Origin of the sequence: Ideonella alba (assembly GCF_018069845.1) — a bacterium.
Taxonomy (GTDB): Bacteria; Pseudomonadota; Gammaproteobacteria; order Burkholderiales; family Burkholderiaceae_C; genus Ideonella; species Ideonella alba.
This window is the reverse complement of sequence record NZ_JAGQDD010000025.1, coordinates 65,757-82,352: the sequence shown is the minus strand read 5'-3', so window position 1 is coordinate 82,352 and position 16,596 is coordinate 65,757. Positions and strand designations below refer to the sequence as shown.

General features: G+C 71.3%; 17 protein-coding genes and 1 pseudogene. 9 read left to right on the top strand and 9 right to left on the bottom strand.

Annotated features, from left to right (window positions below):
- From KAK03_RS25170 to KAK03_RS22585, 5 genes and pseudogenes are all read right to left on the bottom strand, one after another.
- Window positions 1-179, bottom strand: a pseudogene (locus KAK03_RS25170) (branched-chain amino acid ABC transporter substrate-binding protein); the annotation flags it as partial.
- Between the two features lie 154 nt (window positions 180-333).
- Window positions 334-1,050, bottom strand: coding sequence for an ABC transporter ATP-binding protein (locus KAK03_RS22600; RefSeq protein WP_210856939.1), 717 nt, complete (start codon window positions 1,048-1,050; stop codon window positions 334-336).
- Between the two features lie 17 nt (window positions 1,051-1,067).
- Window positions 1,068-1,835, bottom strand: a complete 768-nt coding sequence (locus KAK03_RS22595) for an ABC transporter ATP-binding protein (protein ID WP_210856938.1) — start codon at window positions 1,833-1,835, stop codon at window positions 1,068-1,070.
- 13 nt (window positions 1,836-1,848) lie between these two features.
- Window positions 1,849-2,934, bottom strand: coding sequence for a branched-chain amino acid ABC transporter permease (locus KAK03_RS22590; protein WP_210856937.1), 1,086 nt, complete (start codon window positions 2,932-2,934; stop codon window positions 1,849-1,851).
- Between the two features lie 26 nt (window positions 2,935-2,960).
- Complete coding sequence (locus KAK03_RS22585) at window positions 2,961-3,890, bottom strand: branched-chain amino acid ABC transporter permease (RefSeq protein WP_210856936.1); 930 nt, start codon at window positions 3,888-3,890, stop codon at window positions 2,961-2,963.
- A 270-nt stretch (window positions 3,891-4,160) separates the two neighbouring features.
- Here KAK03_RS22585 and KAK03_RS22580 point away from each other — a divergent pair, with 270 nt between their 5' ends.
- Window positions 4,161-5,996: an ATP-binding protein gene (locus KAK03_RS22580; RefSeq protein WP_210856935.1), complete on the top strand. Its 1,836-nt coding sequence runs from the start codon at window positions 4,161-4,163 to the stop codon at window positions 5,994-5,996.
- Entirely contained in the window at window positions 5,989-7,329 is a 1,341-nt protein-coding gene (locus KAK03_RS22575) for a sigma-54-dependent transcriptional regulator (RefSeq protein ID WP_210856934.1), read from the top strand. Before KAK03_RS22580 ends, KAK03_RS22575 begins: the two co-directional genes overlap by 8 nt.
- On the opposite strand, the gene KAK03_RS22570 is transcribed toward KAK03_RS22575, so the two are convergent.
- Together KAK03_RS22570 and KAK03_RS22565 are read right to left on the bottom strand one after the other, a co-directional pair.
- Window positions 7,330-7,659: a hypothetical protein gene (locus tag KAK03_RS22570; protein WP_247661350.1), complete on the bottom strand. Its 330-nt coding sequence runs from the start codon at window positions 7,657-7,659 to the stop codon at window positions 7,330-7,332. It abuts the gene before it with no gap.
- A gap of 35 nt (window positions 7,660-7,694) precedes the next feature.
- Window positions 7,695-8,357, bottom strand: a complete 663-nt coding sequence (locus KAK03_RS22565; protein WP_210856933.1) for a DUF2242 domain-containing protein — start codon at window positions 8,355-8,357, stop codon at window positions 7,695-7,697.
- A gap of 95 nt (window positions 8,358-8,452) precedes the next feature.
- On the opposite strand from KAK03_RS22565, the gene KAK03_RS22560 reads away from it, so the two are divergent.
- Window positions 8,453-9,064 carry a DTW domain-containing protein gene (locus KAK03_RS22560; RefSeq protein WP_210856932.1) on the top strand — a complete coding sequence of 204 codons (612 nt, stop codon included), beginning with the start codon at window positions 8,453-8,455 and terminating at the stop codon, window positions 9,062-9,064.
- A 144-nt stretch (window positions 9,065-9,208) separates the two neighbouring features.
- Window positions 9,209-9,757: a MarR family winged helix-turn-helix transcriptional regulator gene (locus tag KAK03_RS22555; protein WP_210856931.1), complete on the top strand. Its 549-nt coding sequence runs from the start codon at window positions 9,209-9,211 to the stop codon at window positions 9,755-9,757.
- On the opposite strand, the gene KAK03_RS22550 is transcribed toward KAK03_RS22555, so the two are convergent.
- A complete protein-coding gene (locus KAK03_RS22550) occupies window positions 9,699-11,018 on the bottom strand; it encodes a chloride channel protein (protein WP_210856930.1) in 1,320 nt (439 codons plus the stop codon). The two genes, KAK03_RS22555 and KAK03_RS22550, sit on opposite strands and share 59 nt — an antisense overlap.
- Window positions 11,019-11,075: 57 nt before the next feature.
- On the opposite strand from KAK03_RS22550, the gene KAK03_RS22545 reads away from it, so the two are divergent.
- The 3 genes from KAK03_RS22545 (at window position 11,076) to KAK03_RS22535 (ending at window position 14,095) form a co-directional block, all read left to right on the top strand.
- Window positions 11,076-11,855 carry a fumarylacetoacetate hydrolase family protein gene (locus tag KAK03_RS22545; RefSeq protein WP_210856929.1) on the top strand — a complete coding sequence of 260 codons (780 nt, stop codon included), beginning with the start codon at window positions 11,076-11,078 and terminating at the stop codon, window positions 11,853-11,855.
- Window positions 11,852-13,432: a mechanosensitive ion channel family protein gene (locus KAK03_RS25470; protein WP_210856928.1), complete on the top strand. Its 1,581-nt coding sequence runs from the start codon at window positions 11,852-11,854 to the stop codon at window positions 13,430-13,432. Before KAK03_RS22545 ends, KAK03_RS25470 begins: the two co-directional genes overlap by 4 nt.
- Before the next feature lie 90 nt (window positions 13,433-13,522).
- Window positions 13,523-14,095 carry a hypothetical protein gene (locus tag KAK03_RS22535; protein WP_210856927.1) on the top strand — a complete coding sequence of 191 codons (573 nt, stop codon included), beginning with the start codon at window positions 13,523-13,525 and terminating at the stop codon, window positions 14,093-14,095.
- A gap of 1 nt (window position 14,096) precedes the next feature.
- Here KAK03_RS22535 and scpC read toward each other — a convergent pair whose 3' ends face one another.
- Complete coding sequence (scpC, locus tag KAK03_RS22530) at window positions 14,097-15,602, bottom strand: succinyl-CoA:acetate CoA-transferase ScpC (protein WP_210856926.1); 1,506 nt, start codon at window positions 15,600-15,602, stop codon at window positions 14,097-14,099.
- A 142-nt stretch (window positions 15,603-15,744) separates the two neighbouring features.
- Here scpC and KAK03_RS22525 point away from each other — a divergent pair, with 142 nt between their 5' ends.
- Both KAK03_RS22525 and KAK03_RS22520 read left to right on the top strand, forming a co-directional pair.
- Window positions 15,745-16,092 (top strand): ArsR/SmtB family transcription factor, encoded by a 348-nt coding sequence (locus KAK03_RS22525; RefSeq protein ID WP_210856925.1) that lies wholly within the window; start codon window positions 15,745-15,747, stop codon window positions 16,090-16,092.
- Window positions 16,089-16,586 (top strand): ArsI/CadI family heavy metal resistance metalloenzyme, encoded by a 498-nt coding sequence (locus KAK03_RS22520; RefSeq protein WP_210856924.1) that lies wholly within the window; start codon window positions 16,089-16,091, stop codon window positions 16,584-16,586. Before KAK03_RS22525 ends, KAK03_RS22520 begins: the two co-directional genes overlap by 4 nt.
- Window positions 16,587-16,596: the final 10 nt, after the last annotated feature.

Sequence of the window (16,596 nt, the reverse complement as noted above, 5' to 3'; positions counted from 1 at the left end):
TTGGCATTGAGCTCGTCGATCGCCATGCGCGCGCCGTTCTCGTTGTCCTTGCCCAGGTGGGCGATGGCGCCGCTGGTCGGGCCGACGTGGCCGATCTTGACGACCATGTCCTGGGCGAAGGCCACGCCCACCGAAACCATCAGCAGCGCACCAGCGCTCAGCTTCCATTGCGACTTCATCAGCTGTCTACTCCTGCATAGGAAGCCACCTGCCCTGCGCCGGCTGGCTCGCTGCGGTGCAGGGCACGCCCCACACCGCAGCGGACCGCCGGACCGGGGTGCGCGGGCGGCTCACCCCAGGACTGGCAGCGGGAAACCCGCTCAAGCCAAATGCTTACTCGCCCAGATAGGCCTCGCGCACGCGCGGGTCGTGCAGCAGGGCCTTGGCCTCGCCACTCATCGTGACCAGGCCCGAATCCATCACATAGCCGCGGTCGGCCAGGCTCAGCGCGCGGCTGGCGTTCTGCTCCACCAGCAGCATGGTCACACCCTGCTTGTGGATGGTCTCGACCACCTCGAAGATCTTGTCCACCATGATCGGCGACAGGCCCATGCTGGGCTCGTCGAGCAGCAGCACCTTGGGGCGGGCCATCAGCGCGCGGCCCATGGCCAGCATCTGCTGTTCACCGCCACTCATCGTGCCGGCCAGCTGCTCGGCGCGCTCCTTCAGGCGCGGGAAGATGCCGAAGACCTTCTCGATGTCGGCATCGATCTCGTCGTCGTCGCGGTTGTACGCGCCCATCTGCAGGTTCTCGACGATGGTCATGCGGGTGAAGGTGCCGCGGCCCTCGGGGATCATCACCAGGCCCTGGCGCGCCAGGTCCCAGGCGCCCTGGCCCTTGATCGGCTTGCCCAGGTATTCGATGTCGCCAGCAGCCAGCGGCTGCAGGCCGGTCACGGCCTTGAGCGTGGTGGTCTTGCCGGCGCCGTTGGCGCCGATCAGGCTGACCAGCTCGCCCTCGTGCACTTCGAAGTCGATGCCCTTGACGGCCTGGATGCCGCCATAGGCGACCTTGAGACCGCGGACCTTGAGCAGGGTTTGTGCTGCCATGTTCGTGTTGCTCCTGCTCAATGCTGACCGGCGCCGAGGTAGGCCTCGATCACCTTCTCGTTCTTCTGCACCTCGGCCGGCGTGCCTTCGGCGATCTGCTTGCCGTAGTCCAGCACGGTCACGCGGTCGCACAGGCCCATCACCAGCTTCACGTCATGCTCGATCAGCAGGATGGTGCGGCCGTCCTTGCGGATGCGGTCGATCAGCTCGCGCAGCACCACCTTCTCGGTGGCGTTCATGCCGGCGGCGGGCTCGTCCAGCGCGATCAGCTTGGGGTCGGTGGCCAGGGCGCGGGCGATCTCCAGGCGGCGCTGGTCGCCGTAGCTGAGGGTGCGCGCCTTGTACTCGGCATAGCGGCCGATGCCCACGTAGTCCAGCAGCTGCTGGGCACGGTCGCGAATGGCGGCTTCCTCGGCCTTGAAGCCGGGGGTGCGGAACACCGCACCGAGCAGGCCCGAGCCGGTGCGCACATGGCGGCCGACCATCACGTTCTCGATCGCGGTCATCTCGGCGAACAGCCGGATGTTCTGGAAGGTGCGCGCGATGCCCTGCTTGGCCACCTCGTGGACCGCAGTGGGGCTGTAGGGCGCGCCGCCCAGCTCGAAGGTGCCGCCATCGGGCGTGTACAGGCCGGTGATGACATTGAAGAAGGTGGTCTTGCCGGCGCCGTTCGGGCCGATCAGGCCGTACACCTGGCCGGCGTTGATCTGCATGTTCACGTCGGACAGCGCCTGCAGGCCGCCGAATCGCTTGGAGGCCCCCTGGACCTTGAGTACCGTCGTCATGGGTGGGTGCTCCTTACTTGGTGACCTGCGGCGCGGCCTTGCCGTGCTCGGGGCTGGGCCACAGACCGCGCGGACGCGCCAGCATGATGGTGATCATCGCCAGCGCCACCAGCAGCTGGCGCAGGATGGCGGCGTCCAGGCGGCCGTCGGTCATCTGCTGTAGCGGGCCGGCCACGTAGCGCAGCACCTCGGGCAGCGCGGCCAGCAGCAGCGCACCCAGGATCACGCCGGGAATGTGGCCCAGGCCGCCCAGCACGATCATCGCGACGATCATCACCGACTCCATCAGCGTGAACGACTCGGGCGAGACGAAGCCCTGGAACGACGCGAACATCGCCCCCGACACGCCGCCGAAGGTGGCGCCCATGCCGAAGGCCAGCAGCTTCAGGTTGCGGGTGTTCAGGCCCATGGCCTTGGCGGCGATCTCGTCCTCGCGGATGGCCATCCAGGCGCGGCCGATGCGCGAATCCGCCAGGCGCAGGCACACCAGCACCGAGCCCACCACCAGCGCCAGGAACAGCCAGTAGTACAGCGTGACCGAAGGCAGCGTGTGGCCGAACAGTTCCAGCGGCTTGCCGAAGTCGACCGGCCCGATCTGGATCGGGTCGATCTGGCTCAGGCCGCGCGGGCCGTTGGTGATGTTGATCGGGTACTCCAGGTTGTTCATGAACACCCGGATGATTTCGCCGAAGCCCAGGGTCACGATCGCCAGGTAGTCACCGCGCAGCTTCAGCGTGGGCGCACCCAGGATCACGCCGGCCAGGCCGGCCAGCAGCGCCGCCAGCGGGATCACCAGCCAGATCGGCGTGTGCAGGCCGTTGGGGAAGGTGTTGCGGAACCACTCGAAGTTCTCGCCCAGGTGCGGGCTGGCCATCAGCGCGTACAGGTAGGCACCCACCGCGTAGAAGGCCACGTAGCCCAGGTCGAGCAGGCCGGCATAGCCCACCACGATGTTCAGGCCCAGGGCCAGCAGCACGTACAGCAGGGCCAGCGCCATGATGCGCACCCAGCCCTGGCCGAGAGGGGCCACGAACACCGGCAGCACCACCAGCAGGGCGCCGGCCACCAGGAACAGCACCAGCTTGGTCTGTTTGCTCATGTCTTCAAACATGTTGTCTCCCTCGGTCAGGCGCGGTCAGCCACGCGTTCGCCCATCAGGCCGGACGGCCGCAGCGTCAGCACCAGGATCAGCACCAGGAAGGCGAAGATCTCGACGTACTGGCTGCCGAACACGCCACCGGTCAGGTCGCCCAGGTAGCCGGCGCCGATGGCTTCGATCAGGCCCAGCATCACGCCGCCGACCATCGCGCCGGTCAGGTTGCCGATGCCGCCGAACACCGCCGCGGTGAAGGCCTTCAGGCCGGGCAGGAAGCCCATCGAGTGCTGCACCGTGCCGTAGTTCAGCGCCCACATGATGCCGGCCAGCGCGGCCAGCGTGGCGCCGATCACGAAGGTGGCCGAGATCACGAAGTCGGGCTTCACGCCCATCAGGCTCGCCACCTTGGGGTTCTCGGCAGTGGCACGCATCGCGCGGCCCAGCTTGGTCTTGTTGACCAGCCACAGCAGCGCGGCCAGCACCACCACCGTGGTCACCAGGATCAGGATCTGGGTGATCGTGATCACCGGACCATCCGCCCACAGGAAGAAGACCTCGGTGGGCAGCAGCGGCGGGAAGGGCTTGGGATTGGGCTTCCAGACGATCATCGCCAGCGTCTGCAGCAGCAGACTCATGCCCATCGCGGTGATCAGCGGTGCCAGCCGCGGCGCACTGCGCAGCGGCCGGTAGGCGACCTTCTCGATGATGAAGTTCAGTGCCGAGGCCACCACCACCGCACAGGGCAGCGAAATGAGCAGCAGCGCCCAGCCCGGCAGTCCCGAGTCGGCCAGCAGCGTGACCACGGTCCAGGACACCATGGCCCCGACCATCAGGATCTCGCCATGGGCGAAGTTGATCAGCGAGATGATCCCGTACACCATCGTGTAGCCCAGCGCGACCAGCGCATACATGCTGCCCAGCACCAGACCGTTGATGATTTGTTGAACGAAGATGTCCATCGGACCCCTTGAAGCGCCACGGCGCCGGTTTGCGATGGCGTGATTCATTGCACGGCCCGTGCCAGTCGCGCCGCGCACCGCGATGGTTCAGGGAAAGCCCCGAGGGTTTGGAGGTGAATCGGACCGGACACGACCCCGCCAGCCCTGTGCCGGTGCGGCCACGCCCCCCCGGGGTGCGGGTCGAGGGCGGAAATCCGCACTCGTCCCCCAGGCTCCAGTGCGAAGGTCCGCACTCAGCGGCATGGCGGCGGCAAGGCACACTAGCGGGCGATGCCCGGCCTCAGTGACCTGCCCCCGCCTTCCGCCACCCGCTGGCTGCGCCCCCTGGTGTGGGCCCTGCTGCTGGCCGCGCCGATGGGCCTGGGCAGCCTGCTGGCCTTCAACCTGAACGAGCGCGCCGGCCTGGCGCAGCTGGTGGCGGTCAGCAACGAGCGGCTGGAGTTGTACGCGGCCACGCTGGACGCCGAGCTGCGCCGCTGCGCCTTCGTGCCCGGGCTGGTGGCGGGCGACGCCGACGTGCGCGCGCTGCTGGCCGCGCCGCAGGACGAGGACCTGCGGCGGCGCGCCGCCAGCACGCTGGCGCGCATCGGCGTGCGCTCGGGCGCCAGCCTGGTGGTGGTGGCCGACGCTGCCGGCCGCCCGCTGGCCAGCAGCCACGGCGCCAGCGCGCCGCTGCCGGCCACCGCGCTGCGGGCACTGCAGGACGAGGCCAGCGACTACTTCGTGGCCAACCCGCTGGATGGCTCCACCGACTTCGTCTACCTGCTGCCGGTGGCGCCCGGCGGCGAGGCCCTGGGCCGGGTGCTGGTGGTGCTGAACCTGGCGCCGCTGGAAGCCACCTGGATCGACCTGGGCCTGCGCTCGCAGAGCGAGCGGCTGCTGGTGGTCGACGAGCGCCAGGTGGCGGTGCTGTCGTCGGTGCCGGCCTGGAAGTACCGCCGGATGGACGACGCCGAGGTGGCCGACCCGGCGCGCTACCCCGGGGCCGCGCTGGCCTCGCTGCGCCTGCCGGTGCAACGCCTGCTGGACGCCGGGGCCACGCTGGTGCGCGCGCCCGACCCGGCCGTCCCGCAGCGCGAGACGCCCTTCGTGGCGCAGGAACGCCCGATCGTGCCGCTGGCCGCCCGCCTGCTGGCGCTGTCCGACCCGTCGGACGTCTGGCGCCAGGCGCGCCAGGCCGCCTGGGCCGGCGCCGCGGTGGGCGCGCTGCTGGGCGGGCTGGTGCTCTACCTGCTGCAGCGCCGCCGCGCGATGCGCCAGCTGCTGCAGGCGCGCAATGCGCTGCAGTCGGCCCACGACCAGCTCGAGCAGCAGGTGGACGAGCGCACCGCCGAACTGCTGAGCGCCAACGACGAGCTCAAGCGCCAGATCGCCCAGCGCGAGCTGGCCGAGGACGAGCTGATGCAGGCCGGCAAGATGGCGGTGCTGGGCCAGATGTCGGCCGGCATCTCGCACGAGATCAACCAGCCGCTGACCGCGCTGCGCGCGCTGTCACGCAATGCGCTGCGGCTGCTCGAGGGCGGGCGCCAGCAGGCGGTGGCCGACAACCTGCGCAGCATCGACGAGATGGCCGAGCGCATGGGCCGCATCGTCAACCAGCTCAAGTCCTTCGCCCGCAAGGACAGCCTGCATGCCCAGCCGGTGCCGCTGGAGCGCGCCGCGCGCAACGTGCTGCTGATGCTGGAGCACCGCCTGCACCACGAGCCGGTGACGGTGGACCTGGACGTGCCCGAGGACCTGCAGCTGCGCGCCGACGCCACCCGGCTGGAGCAGGTGCTGCTGAACCTGTGCGGCAACGCGCTGGACGCGCTGGCCGGCCGGCCGCAGGCGCGCATGACGGTGCTGGGCCGGCCGCTGGGCCCCCTGGGTGAGCGCGTGCTGGTGCAGGTGATCGACAACGGCCCCGGCGTGGACGAGGCGGCCATGGCTCGCCTCTTCGAGCCCTTCCACACCACCAAGCCAGCTGGCGAGGGCCTGGGCCTGGGTCTGGTGATCTCGTCGAAAATCGTCGGCGAGATGGGCGGGTCGCTGCGTGCGCACCGCGGTGCGGCAGGCGGCATGGTGTTCGAGTTCGACCTGCCGGGAACGGAAGACAGTCATGTTTGAAGGCTTCAAGGTCCTCTTCGTCGAGGACGACCCGCCGGTGCGTGCCAGCCTGGTGCAGACGCTGGAGCTCTCGGGCCTGGAGGTGCAGGCCTTCGGCACCGCCGAGCAGCTGCTGCCACAGCTGTCCGCCGGCCTGCCGGCCATCGTCATCACCGACGTGCGCCTGCCCGGCATGGACGGCCTGACGCTGCTCGAGCGCATCAAGACCATCGACCCCGAGATGCCGGTGGTGGTGGTGACCGCGCATGGCGATGTGTCGATGGCGGTGCGGGCGATGCGCGCGGGCGCCTACGACTTCATCGAGAAGCCCTTCTCGCCCGAGCGCTTCGTGGAAACCGCCACCCGCGCGCTGGAGCGCCGCATGATGCGCGTGGCGCTCGATGAGCTGCGCGAGCAGCTGGCCGAGCGCAGCGGCATTGAATCCGTGCTGCTGGGCCAGTCGGCGGCGATGCAGGAGGTCAAGCGCATGATCCTGCGCCTGGCCGCCACCTCGGCCGACGTGATGATCCACGGCGAGACCGGCACCGGCAAGGAGGTGGTGGCGCGCTGCCTGCACGACCACAGCCCGCGCCGCGACCGCCACTTCGTGGCCATCAACTGCGGCGGCCTGCCCGACACCCTGCTCGACAGCGAGCTCTTCGGCCACGAGGCCGGCGCCTTCACCTCGGCCGCCAAGCGCCGCATCGGCCGCATCGAGCACGCCAACGGCGGCACGCTGCTGCTCGACGAGATCGAGTCGATGCCGATGCCGATGCAGATCAAGCTGCTGCGCATCCTGCAGGAGCGCCGGCTGGCGCGGCTGGGCTCGAACGAGGAGCTGCCGGTCAACCTGCGGGTGGTGGCCGCCACCAAGTACGACCTGCTGACGCTGTCCGAACAGGGACGCTTTCGCGCCGACCTGTACTACCGGCTGAACGTGGCGGTGCTGCGCCTGCCGCCGCTGCGCGAGCGGCGCGAGGACATCCCGCTGCTGTTCACCCACTTCGTGCGCGCCGCGGCCGAGCGCTACGGCATGCCGCCGCCCGAGCCCAGCGCCGAGCGCCTGCGCGAGCTGATGGCGCACGACTGGCCCGGCAATGTGCGCGAGGTGCGCAATGCGGCCGACCGCTTCGTGCTGGAGGGCGAGGCCTCACCCCTGCCTGGCGCCGACGAGCGCACGCCGGTGGTGCCGCTGGCGCAGCAGATGGAGCGCGTCGAGAAGGCGCTGATCGAGCAGGCGCTGCGCCGCTGCCAGGGCCGGATGCAGGACGTGATGCAGCAGCTGGGCACGCCCAAGAAGACGCTCTACGACAAGCTGCACCGCCACGGGATCGACCCGGAGCGCTTCCGCTGATCAGGAGGCCGCGCGCTGCAGCGCCTGGCGCGCCGCCTGCTCGGCCGCCAGCGCGGCGTCCAGCGGGTGCCGGCACAGGCCTGCGTGCTCGTAGTGGCTGTTCTCGTAGAGGTCACTCAGCACCGGGAAGGCGTGCAGCAAGGTGTCCAGCGCCGGGCCGGGGGCGGCCGCGTCCAGCAGGGTGCGCGCCTGCTGGGCCAGCGCACGGTACTGCTGGGGCGCCATCGGCTGCCCGCCCGCCTCGAAGCGCTGCAGCAGCGCGGCGGTGACCACCAGCGGCTGCCATTCGATCGGCAGCCGCAGAACCTGGGAAGAAGAGGTGTCGGCCATGATGCTGCTGCAGGTGGCGGCAGCGTGGCCGGATTTCAAGAGGCGGCGGACGCGGGGGTGGAGGCGGCCGCCGCAGGAGTTGCCGTTGGGGCCGCCGTCGGGGCCGACGCCGGCCGGGCGGGCGCGGCCATCGGCGGCGGCTCGATCAGCGGCGCCGCGGCGGCGTCCTCCGAGGCGTCCTCGAGGTAGCGCTGCATCAGCGCGAAGAAGCGGTCGTAGAAGGGGCCCGCGGGGATGGTCTCGCTGGCCACCTTGACCAGCGAGTCGTCGGTGGAGGCCACCGGGATCGACAGGCTGCCCAGCGCGCCCACGCCCAGGCTGGCGGAGTTGGAGCTCTTCTTCAGCGCATAGCGGTCCTGGATCGCGCTGACGAAGGCGGTGGCGATGCGGCCGCTGCGGCCCTCGGGCAGGCAGGCGATGTTGAAGGTGATCTGCATGTGCACCTCGCCGTCGGGCTGGAAGCTCTTGCTGCCAGCCACGCTGTCGGCACGCTGGCTGCCGATCAGGTAGCCCTGGCTGAGCAGCGCGCGTCGCGCGGCCTCGCAGGTGACGGCCACCGGGGCGTCGAAGAGGCGCGAATAGGTCTCGGTGGTCTCGAAGCCCTCGCGCTGGTAGACCGAGACCTTCTTGGTCTCGCGCGTGGCGCAGCCAGCCAGCGTGGCCAGCATCAGCAGGGCGATCAGGGGGGTCAGGCGCATGCGGGAAGAGGGTCTTTCGGGGACATCGGTGCACAACGCCGCCGGCCGGCGGCCGGAGGACGCGACGGGCGGCCCGGGCGTGCGATTATCTCCGCGTGAGCCCGCCCGCCCTTGCCCGCCGCACGGTCTGCCCGCGCTGCCACCGCCCCGGCAGCACCTGCCTGTGCGCGCTGGCCTGCCCCACCGCGCACCGCAGCGAGGTGCTGGTGCTGCAGCATCCGCAGGAGCAGCGCCAGGCCAAGAACAGCGTGGCGCTGCTGCGGCTGTCGCTGGCGCAGTGCGAGGTGGTGGTGGGCGAGCGCTTCACCGACGCGCAGCTCGCCGCGCTGCTTCACCGGCCCGGCCGCGTCACCCGGGTGCTCTACCCGGACGTGTCCGCCGCGCCGGCGCCCGCGGGGCCGGCGCGCAGCGCCGACGAGCACACCCGCTTGGTGGTCATCGACGCCACCTGGCGCAAGAGCCTGCGCCTGCTGCTGGAACACCCCGCGCTGGCGGCACTGCCCCGGCTGGCGCTGGCGGCGCCGCCGCCCACGCGCTACCGGGCGATCCGCGCGGCGCGCCGGCCCGACCAGGTCTCGACGCTGGAGGCCACGGTGCAGGCGCTGGCGCAGCTCGATGGCGCGTCCTTCGACGGCGCGCCGCTGCTGGCCGCGTTCGACCGCTTCGTCGAACGCGAAGCCAGGCGCCGGGAGCCGCCCGCTGGCTAGCAGCCGCACGGTGCCGGGTCTGACCTGGGTGCCACATCCATTCGGCGGCCGGTCGACCCACCGGGTCCTGGGGCCCGCTGGCCGTGAGCGCCGCAGGCGACACCGGTCGGGCCCCACGTCCTGAGCGGGACCTATCATCACCGGATGGCCGGCCGTCCTGCTCCTGTTCCCGTCGATTCGCAGGCCGCGGCGCGCGTGCTGCGGCGGTTTCGCGCAGTGTTCAACGCCGTGAAGCGCCATTTCCAGCAGGTGGAGCGCCAGGCCGGGATCGGTGGTGCCCAGCTGTGGGCGCTGAGCGTGGTGCAGGCCCAGCCCGGCATCGGGATCAGCGGGCTGGCGCGGGCCATGGACATCCACCAGACGACGGCCAGCAATCTGGTCAAGGGATTGATCGCCCAGCAACTGATGGCGACTGACCGCGACCCCGAGGACGGCCGCGCGGTGCGCTTGCGCCTGCTGCCGGCGGGCGGGGCTGTGCTGGCGCGAGCGCCCGGCCCCTTCAGCGGCGTGCTGCCCGAGGCCCTGTCCGGTCTGGAGGCACAGACCCTGGCGCGCCTGGACCACGACCTGGGCCTGCTGCTGGCGCGGCTGGAGCCGGCCCGCAATGCGGGCGCCATTCCGCTGGCCGAGCTGGTCAGCCCGGCAGGCGCGCCCGCTGCGCCTCGGCGAGGCCGGCGTACAAAGGCCGGGTGACCAGGCGAGAGACGCCGCTGGCCACCAGCGCGCAGGCCATCAGGCTGAGCACCATCTGGTGGCCATCCACCATCTCCATGACGATGATGAAGGCGGTCAGCGGCGCCTGGGTGGCCGCGGCCAGGAAGCCGGCCATGCCCAGTGCGATCAGGCCGGGCTCACCCGCGTGGCCGCTGAGCACCGCGACATTGCTGCCTAGCGCCGCACCAATCGCCAGTGAGGGGGCAAAGATGCCCGCCGGCACGCCGGACCAGGCGGTCCACCAGGTGGCCACGAATTTCAGGAGCACGTAGACCAGCGGCACGGCCACCGCGCCTTCCAGCAAGGCCTTGGTCGACGCATAGCCACTGCCCCAGCTGAGGCCGTCGCTGGCCAGGCCGATGACCGCCACGCCCAGGCCGCAGGCCCCGGCGAAGAGCACCGGCTGACGCGCCCGCCAACGGTTCAGCGGCCCCTGGCTCTGGCCGGCCAGCGAGGCCAGCAACAGGCGCGCGAACAGGCCGCCGGCCAGGCCCGCGGCCACCGCCACCGCCAGGGCCGGCCACAGCATCGCCCAGCCAAAGGCGCCGGGATGGATGACGCCGAAATAGGTCAGGTTGCCGAACACCGACACCGCCATCAGGCCCGACAGCACGATGGCCGACACCAGCAGGCCGCTGCTGCGGTGTTCGGGCGAGCGCGCCAGTTCCTCGATCGCGAACATCACGCCAGCCAGCGGCGCATTGAACGCGGCCGCGATGCCGCCGGCCCCGCCCGCCACCAGCAGCGCGCGCGGCGTGACCCCGCTGCGCTCGGGCAGCCAGCGGGCGAATGCGGCCATCACCCCGGCACCGACCTGGACCGAGGGGCCCTCGCGCCCCACCGACAGCCCGCCCAGCAGGCCCGCCGCGGTGAGCACGATCTTGGCCAGCGCCAGGCGCAGGTCGACGAACAGTCCGCGGCGTGCCTCGTCAACCTCCGGTCGCAGTGCGGCCATCACCTGCGGAATGCCCGAACCGGCGGCCCCGGCAAACCAGCGGCGGGTGACCCAGACGATGGCCGCCGTCAGCACGGGCGTCCACAGCAGGGGCAGCCACCAGGCCCAGCGCGACACGTGGGCAAAGGCCGCCAAGGCCTCTTCGGTCAGCCAGGTGAAGGCCACCACCGCCAGGCCCGAGGCCACGGCAGCCAGCAGCACCACGCCGCGGGTCCACCATCGGCGCCAGTCGGACGCTTCGCGGTGCAGACGGGCCAGCAGGCGGGGAGGTGGTTGCAATCGCATGGGCCGTCGGATTGTCGCCCGCTCGTGTGAGGGCGGGGCCGGGTAGCATCGCAGCCCATGCACCCCACCCAGGCTGCCCTGCGCGACGCCCTGCTGGCCGCCCGGCGACAGCATCGCGCGCTGGACCCCGCGCCGCACTGGTCGCTGGCCGTGCCCGACGCCGACACCGCGCAGGCGCTGCAGCAGGCCCAGGGCGTGGCGCTGGGTGAGTGGGCCCCCGACGCCCTGCCGGGGTACTGGAAGAGCGGCAGCGCGGCGTGCGATGTGCCGCTGGTGCACGCGCCGCTGCTGCCCTCGGGCGTGCACGCGCCGGGCGCCGATCTGCGCGCCCAGACCTGGCTGCTGCAGCCGCCGCTGGTCGAGGCGGAGATCGCGCTGCGCCTGGGCCAGCCGGTGGATGCCGCCACGGCACAGCGCCTGCATCCCGACGAGGCGCCCGCGCTGGTCGATGCTCTGGCGGTGGCGATCGAGGTGGTCGACAGCCGCTGGCGCGACCTGGCCCACACGCCACCGCTGCTGAAGCTGGCCGACTTCCAGGTGCATGGCGCGCTGGTGCTGGGCCCCTGGCAGCCCTGGCGCGCGATCGACTGGTCGGCGCAGGCCGGTTGGCTGCGCTGTGGCGATGCCGCACCCGTCCGCTTCCAGGGCAGCCACCCGCTGGGCACGCCGACCTGGCTGCTGCCGGGCTGGCTGCAGCACCTGACACGTGATGGCGCCACCGTGCCCGCCGGCACCGTGGTCACCACCGGCGCCTGGTGCGGTGGCGTGCCGGTGTCCCGTGGCCAGCACGTGCTGGCGCATTTCGACGGCCTGGGCGAGGTGGAGATGTGGCTGTGATCGGCCGCTGCCTGACGCTGCGGACCTGCCTGGTGCTGCTGACCTGGCTGGCGGGCGGTGTGGGTCCGGCCGCGGCCGCCGAGCCGCAGGAACTGCGGCTGTTCAACCGCCCGGTGGCCGAGTTGCGGGCACCGCAAGGCGGCCTGGAGCCGGCCGAGCGGGTCAGCCGGGCCCAGCGACGCTTCCAGGCGCTGGACGCCGCCGCCCTGGCCGGCGAGGTGCTGGCCCGGCCCGTGCCACAGGCCGAAACGCCAGCCTACCTGCTGAGCGTGGGCGAGCAGCCGGTGTTCACGCTGCAGGCCAGTGACCTCGACCCTGAGGAACACCTGGGCCTGTCCACCGCCGCCGAGCGCGCGCGCCACCGCCTGATCGACGCCGTGCAGGCCCGCCGCGCCCAGGCCGACCCGGCCCTGTGGTGGCGCGGTGGCGCCGTGGTGGCGGGCGTGCTGCTGATGTGGGGTCTGGGCGGCTGGGGCCTGGCGCGGCTGTACGGCTTCTGCCACGACCGCGGCGACGCCGCGCGCTTGCGCCGCGACGGCGGCCGCAGCGCCTACCTTCGCCTGATCGGCTGGCGCCTGGGCGCCGCCGCCTGCTGGCTGGTGGCCGCCGGCGGCCTGTGGGTGGGCACGATGGCCGCGCTGGCCGCCTTCCCCTGGACGCAGCCCTGGAGCCAGCAGGTCGCCGCCTTCGTGCAGCAATTGGGGGGCTGGGCGGTGGCCGGCATGCTGGGCGCGATTCCCGGCCTGCTGACGGTGGCGCTGGTGATGGTGCTGGCCCGCGCGGTGCATGAGGGCCTGGGCCTGCTGTTCCGCCAGGTGCAGGAGGGCCGCCTGCGGCTGCCGCTGCTGCACGCCGAGACCGTCGGTGCGACACGCCGCCTGACGGCGGTGCTGGTCTGGGGCCTGGCGCTGGCCGCTGCCTACCCTTACCTGCCTGGTTCGGGCACCGAGGCTTTCAAGGGCCTGAGCGTGCTGCTGGGCGTGATGGTCACGCTGGGTTCCAGCGGCGTGGTGACGCAGCTGATGAGCGGCCTGGTGGTGGTCTATTCACGCAGCCTGCGCAAGGGCGACTTCGTCGCGGTGGGCAGCACCGAGGGCGTGGTCAGCGAGGTGGGGGCGCTGGCGGTGAAGCTGGTGACGATGCGCAACGAAGAGGTGACGCTGCCGCACAGCCTGCTGACCAGCCAGCCGATCCGCAACTATTCCAAGCTGGCGGGCACCCAGGGCACGCTGCTGAGCACCACGGTGTCGGTGGGCTACGACGCGCCCTGGCGCCAGGTGCACGCGCTGCTCACCGAGGCCGCCCACGCCACGCCCGGGGTGCGTGCGGAGCCGGCCGCCTTCGTGCACCAGCGCGCGCTGAACGACTTCTACGTGGTCTACGAGCTCTTCGCCCACATCGACCAGCCGCTCGAGCGGGTGGCCATCCTGTCGGCGCTGCACGCCGCCATCCAGGACGCCTTCAACCGCCATGGCGTGCAGATCATGTCGCCGCACTTCCTGGCCCAGCCCGAGCAGCCGGTGGTGGTGCCGCCGGCGCGCTGGTGGACCCCGCCGGCGCGGCCACCCGAGGGTTGAGACCCTGTCCAGCCGCTGCTGCATTGGTAATATCCAGTTGCATTTGCAATCTGATGTTCCTCAATGCGCCCGGCGCGAATCGGAGACTCCATGAAACTGGGAATCAAGTCACTGGCCACGCTGGCCGCCACCCTGCTGCTCTCGCTGGCCGCGAGCGCGGCCACGCTGAGCCTGCCGTCCACCGGCGTCGATGCCTCGGGGGTGAAGCTGCCCGGTGGCCAGGACGATCCGCACTGGACCATCGTCAAGGGCCCGCGCATTAAGCAGCCCAAGCCCGCGGTGGTGATGAGCACCTCGGTGGACTACGGCTATGCGCAGTCCGAGACCGCCGAATGGGTCTGGGCCAAGCAGGATGGCCTGGCCGGCCTGCGGCCCTACACCTTCGAGATCCGGTTCACGCTGCCGGTGGGCGCCACCAAGGCCACGATCACCGGCCGCTGGGCGGTGGACGACATCGGCACCATCTACCTCAATGGCCGAAAGGCCGCCGGCACCGGCACCGCGCTGTCCACGCCGGCGGACACCAACTACCTGCAGTTGAATGACTTCACCGTCACCAAGGGTCTGGTGGAAGGCGAGAACATCCTGCAGTTCGTGGTGCAGGACCTGGGCACGCCAGGCGGCCTGGTGGTCGATTCGCTGCTGGTGCAGTACCGCCGCTGAGTCACATCCGGCCGTCGGCCAGGTAGCGCTGGTGCCATGACAAGGCCTCACCCAGCAGGTGGGGCGTGTGCAGGCCTGGCGCGCCGCGGCAGGCGCGCTGGTAGTAGTCGCTCAGGGCCGGGCGGTAGTCCGGGTGGGCGCAGCGCTCGATGATCAGCGCCGCGCGCTTCTTGGGGCTCAGGCCGCGCAGATCGGCCAGGCCCTGCTCGGTGACGATCACCTGCACGTCGTGCTCGGTGTGGTCGACATGGCTGACCATCGGCACGATGCAGCTGATGCGCCCGCCCTTGGCGGTGCTGGGCGTCATGAACACGCTCAGGTAGGCGTTGCGGGCGAAGTCGCCCGAGCCGCCGATGCCGTTCATGATCGAGCTGCCCATCACGTGGGTGGAATTGACGTTGCCGTAGAGGTCGGCCTCGATCATGCCGTTCATCGCGATCAGGCCCAGGCGGCGGATCAGCTCGGGGTGGTTGCTGATCTCCTGCGGGCGCAGCAGCAGGCGGCCGCGGTAGCTGGCCAGGTCGGCGTTCAGCCGCGCCAGCGCCTCGCTGCTGAGCGAGAAGGCGGTGGCCGAGGCACTCTTGAGCGTGCCGCTCTCCAGCATCTCCAGCATGCCGTCCTGCAGCACCTCGGTGAAGGCGGACAGGCCCTGGAACGGGCCGTTGTTCAGCCCCGCCAGCACCGCGTTGGCGATGTTGCCCACGCCGCTCTGGATCGGCAGCAGTTCGGGCGGCAGCCGGCCGGCCTTGACCTCGTGCTGCAGGAACTCGATCAGGTGGGCGGCGATGGCCAGCGAGGTCTCGTCGGGCGCGCTGAAGGCGGTCTGGCGATCGGGGTGGTCGGTCTCGACCACCGCCACCACCTTGGCCGGGTCGATGCGGAAGTAAGGCTCGCCGATGCGCTGCTCGGGGCGGGTCAGCGGAATCGGCTGGCGGTGCGGCGGCAGCGCGGTGCCGTAGTAGATGTCGTGCAGGCCGTCGAGCGCCGGGTTCTGCCAGGCATTGACCTCCAGGATGATCTTGTCGGCCTGGTCCAGCCAGGTCTTGTTGTTGCCCACGCTGGACGAGGGCACCAGACGGCCGTCCTCCAGCACGCCCGAGACCTCGACCACCGCGGTGTCGAGCTTCCCGAAGAAGCCGAACCAGGCGTACTGCGCGACATGCGACAGGTGCAGGTCGATGTAGTCCATGTCGCCGTGGTTGATGCGGTCGCGGCAGGCCGGGTCGCTCTGGTAGGGCAGGCGCAGGTCCACGCCGTTGGCGCGGGCCAGCGCGCCGTCCAGCTCCGGCGCGGTGGAGGCCCCGGTCCACATGCCGATCTTGAAGGGCTGGCCGGCGGCGTGCGCCGCGTCCATGCGCCGGGCCAGGGCCAGCGGCACCGTCTTCGGATGGCCGGCGCCGGTGAAGCCGCTCATGCCGACGTGGTCGCCGTCGTGGATCAGGGCGGCGGCCTCGTCGGCGCTCATCAGGCGGTCGCGCAGCGCGCGGTTGAGGATGCGGGAAGACATCGATGGAGGTGAACGATCGTTCGGGAAGCTGGCGATTGTCGCCGACAGACTAGGGTTTACCCTTTATTGATCGCGCCTGATCGAGGGAATAGGCCTGACATCCCCGCTTGCACCAACTCTGTATTTCCAGTATTCTGGAATTATGGATGAACAAGACGTGCTGCGCGCCCTGGCCGCGCTGGCCCAGCAACACCGGCTGCGGGCCTTCCGCGCACTGGTGGTGGCCGGCCCTGACGGGCTCAACCCCGGCGTGCTGGCCGAGGCCCTGGGCATCCCGCCCAACACCCTGTCCTTCCACCTGAAGGAGCTGTCGCAGGCCGGCCTGGTGCAGGCCACCCGCGACGGCCGCAGCCTGGTCTACCGCGCCGCCTACGAACGCATGGACGCGCTGCTGTCCTTCCTCACCGCCCACTGCTGCGCCGGCGCCGCCGATGCCTGCTGTGCCGCCGTCCCCCCAGCAACCCTGCTCACCACCCCGGAGACCCCATGAAGCGCTTCCATGTCCACCTGCACGTGCAGGACCTGAACGCCAGCATCGCCTTCTACTCGCGCCTGTTCGCCGCCCAGCCGGCGCGCGTCGAGGGCGACTACGCCAAGTGGATGCTCGACGACCCGCGCATCAACTTCGCCATCTCCACCCGCGGCCACGCGCCCGGCATCGACCACCTGGGCTTCCAGGCCGACAGCGCCGAGGAGCTGGCCGAGCTGCGCGCCCGCGCCGAGGCCGCCGACGCGCCGCTGCTGGACGAAGGCGCCACCACCTGCTGCTACGCGCGCAGCGACAAGCACTGGGTGACCGACCCGCAGGGCATCGCCTGGGAGCATTACCACACGCTGGGCGACATCCCGGTCTTCAGCGAGGCCCGGGCGGCCACGGCCGAGTCGGCCTGCTGCGCACCGAAGGCCGAGGCCGCGCCGGTGGCGCGCGGCAAGCCGATCGGCATCCCGGTGGCCGCCGCCGGCCCGAAGTCGTCCTGCTGCTGAGGCGGGCGGC

Bases quoted from the DNA above. Each gene is read 5' to 3' on its own strand.
- scpC (WP_210856926.1), bottom strand. From the start codon at position 15,602: ATGTCTTCCCGCATCCTCAACCGCGCGCTGCGCGACCGCCTGATGAGC.
- KAK03_RS22600 (WP_210856939.1), bottom strand. From the start codon at position 1,050: ATGGCAGCACAAACCCTGCTCAAGGTCCGCGGTCTCAAGGTCGCCTAT.
- KAK03_RS22555 (WP_210856931.1), top strand. From the start codon at position 9,209: ATGGCCGGCCGTCCTGCTCCTGTTCCCGTCGATTCGCAGGCCGCGGCG.
- KAK03_RS22580 (WP_210856935.1), top strand. From the start codon at position 4,161: ATGCCCGGCCTCAGTGACCTGCCCCCGCCTTCCGCCACCCGCTGGCTG.
- KAK03_RS22575 (WP_210856934.1), top strand. From the start codon at position 5,989: ATGTTTGAAGGCTTCAAGGTCCTCTTCGTCGAGGACGACCCGCCGGTG.
- KAK03_RS22545 (WP_210856929.1), top strand. From the start codon at position 11,076: ATGCACCCCACCCAGGCTGCCCTGCGCGACGCCCTGCTGGCCGCCCGG.
- KAK03_RS22595 (WP_210856938.1), bottom strand. From the start codon at position 1,835: ATGACGACGGTACTCAAGGTCCAGGGGGCCTCCAAGCGATTCGGCGGC.
- KAK03_RS22550 (WP_210856930.1), bottom strand. From the start codon at position 11,018: ATGCGATTGCAACCACCTCCCCGCCTGCTGGCCCGTCTGCACCGCGAA.
- KAK03_RS22570 (WP_247661350.1), bottom strand. From the start codon at position 7,659: ATGGCCGACACCTCTTCTTCCCAGGTTCTGCGGCTGCCGATCGAATGG.
- KAK03_RS22590 (WP_210856937.1), bottom strand. From the start codon at position 2,934: ATGAGCAAACAGACCAAGCTGGTGCTGTTCCTGGTGGCCGGCGCCCTG.
- KAK03_RS22585 (WP_210856936.1), bottom strand. From the start codon at position 3,890: ATGGACATCTTCGTTCAACAAATCATCAACGGTCTGGTGCTGGGCAGC.
- KAK03_RS22535 (WP_210856927.1), top strand. From the start codon at position 13,523: ATGAAACTGGGAATCAAGTCACTGGCCACGCTGGCCGCCACCCTGCTG.
- KAK03_RS22520 (WP_210856924.1), top strand. From the start codon at position 16,089: ATGAAGCGCTTCCATGTCCACCTGCACGTGCAGGACCTGAACGCCAGC.
- KAK03_RS22525 (WP_210856925.1), top strand. From the start codon at position 15,745: ATGGATGAACAAGACGTGCTGCGCGCCCTGGCCGCGCTGGCCCAGCAA.
- KAK03_RS22565 (WP_210856933.1), bottom strand. From the start codon at position 8,357: ATGCGCCTGACCCCCCTGATCGCCCTGCTGATGCTGGCCACGCTGGCT.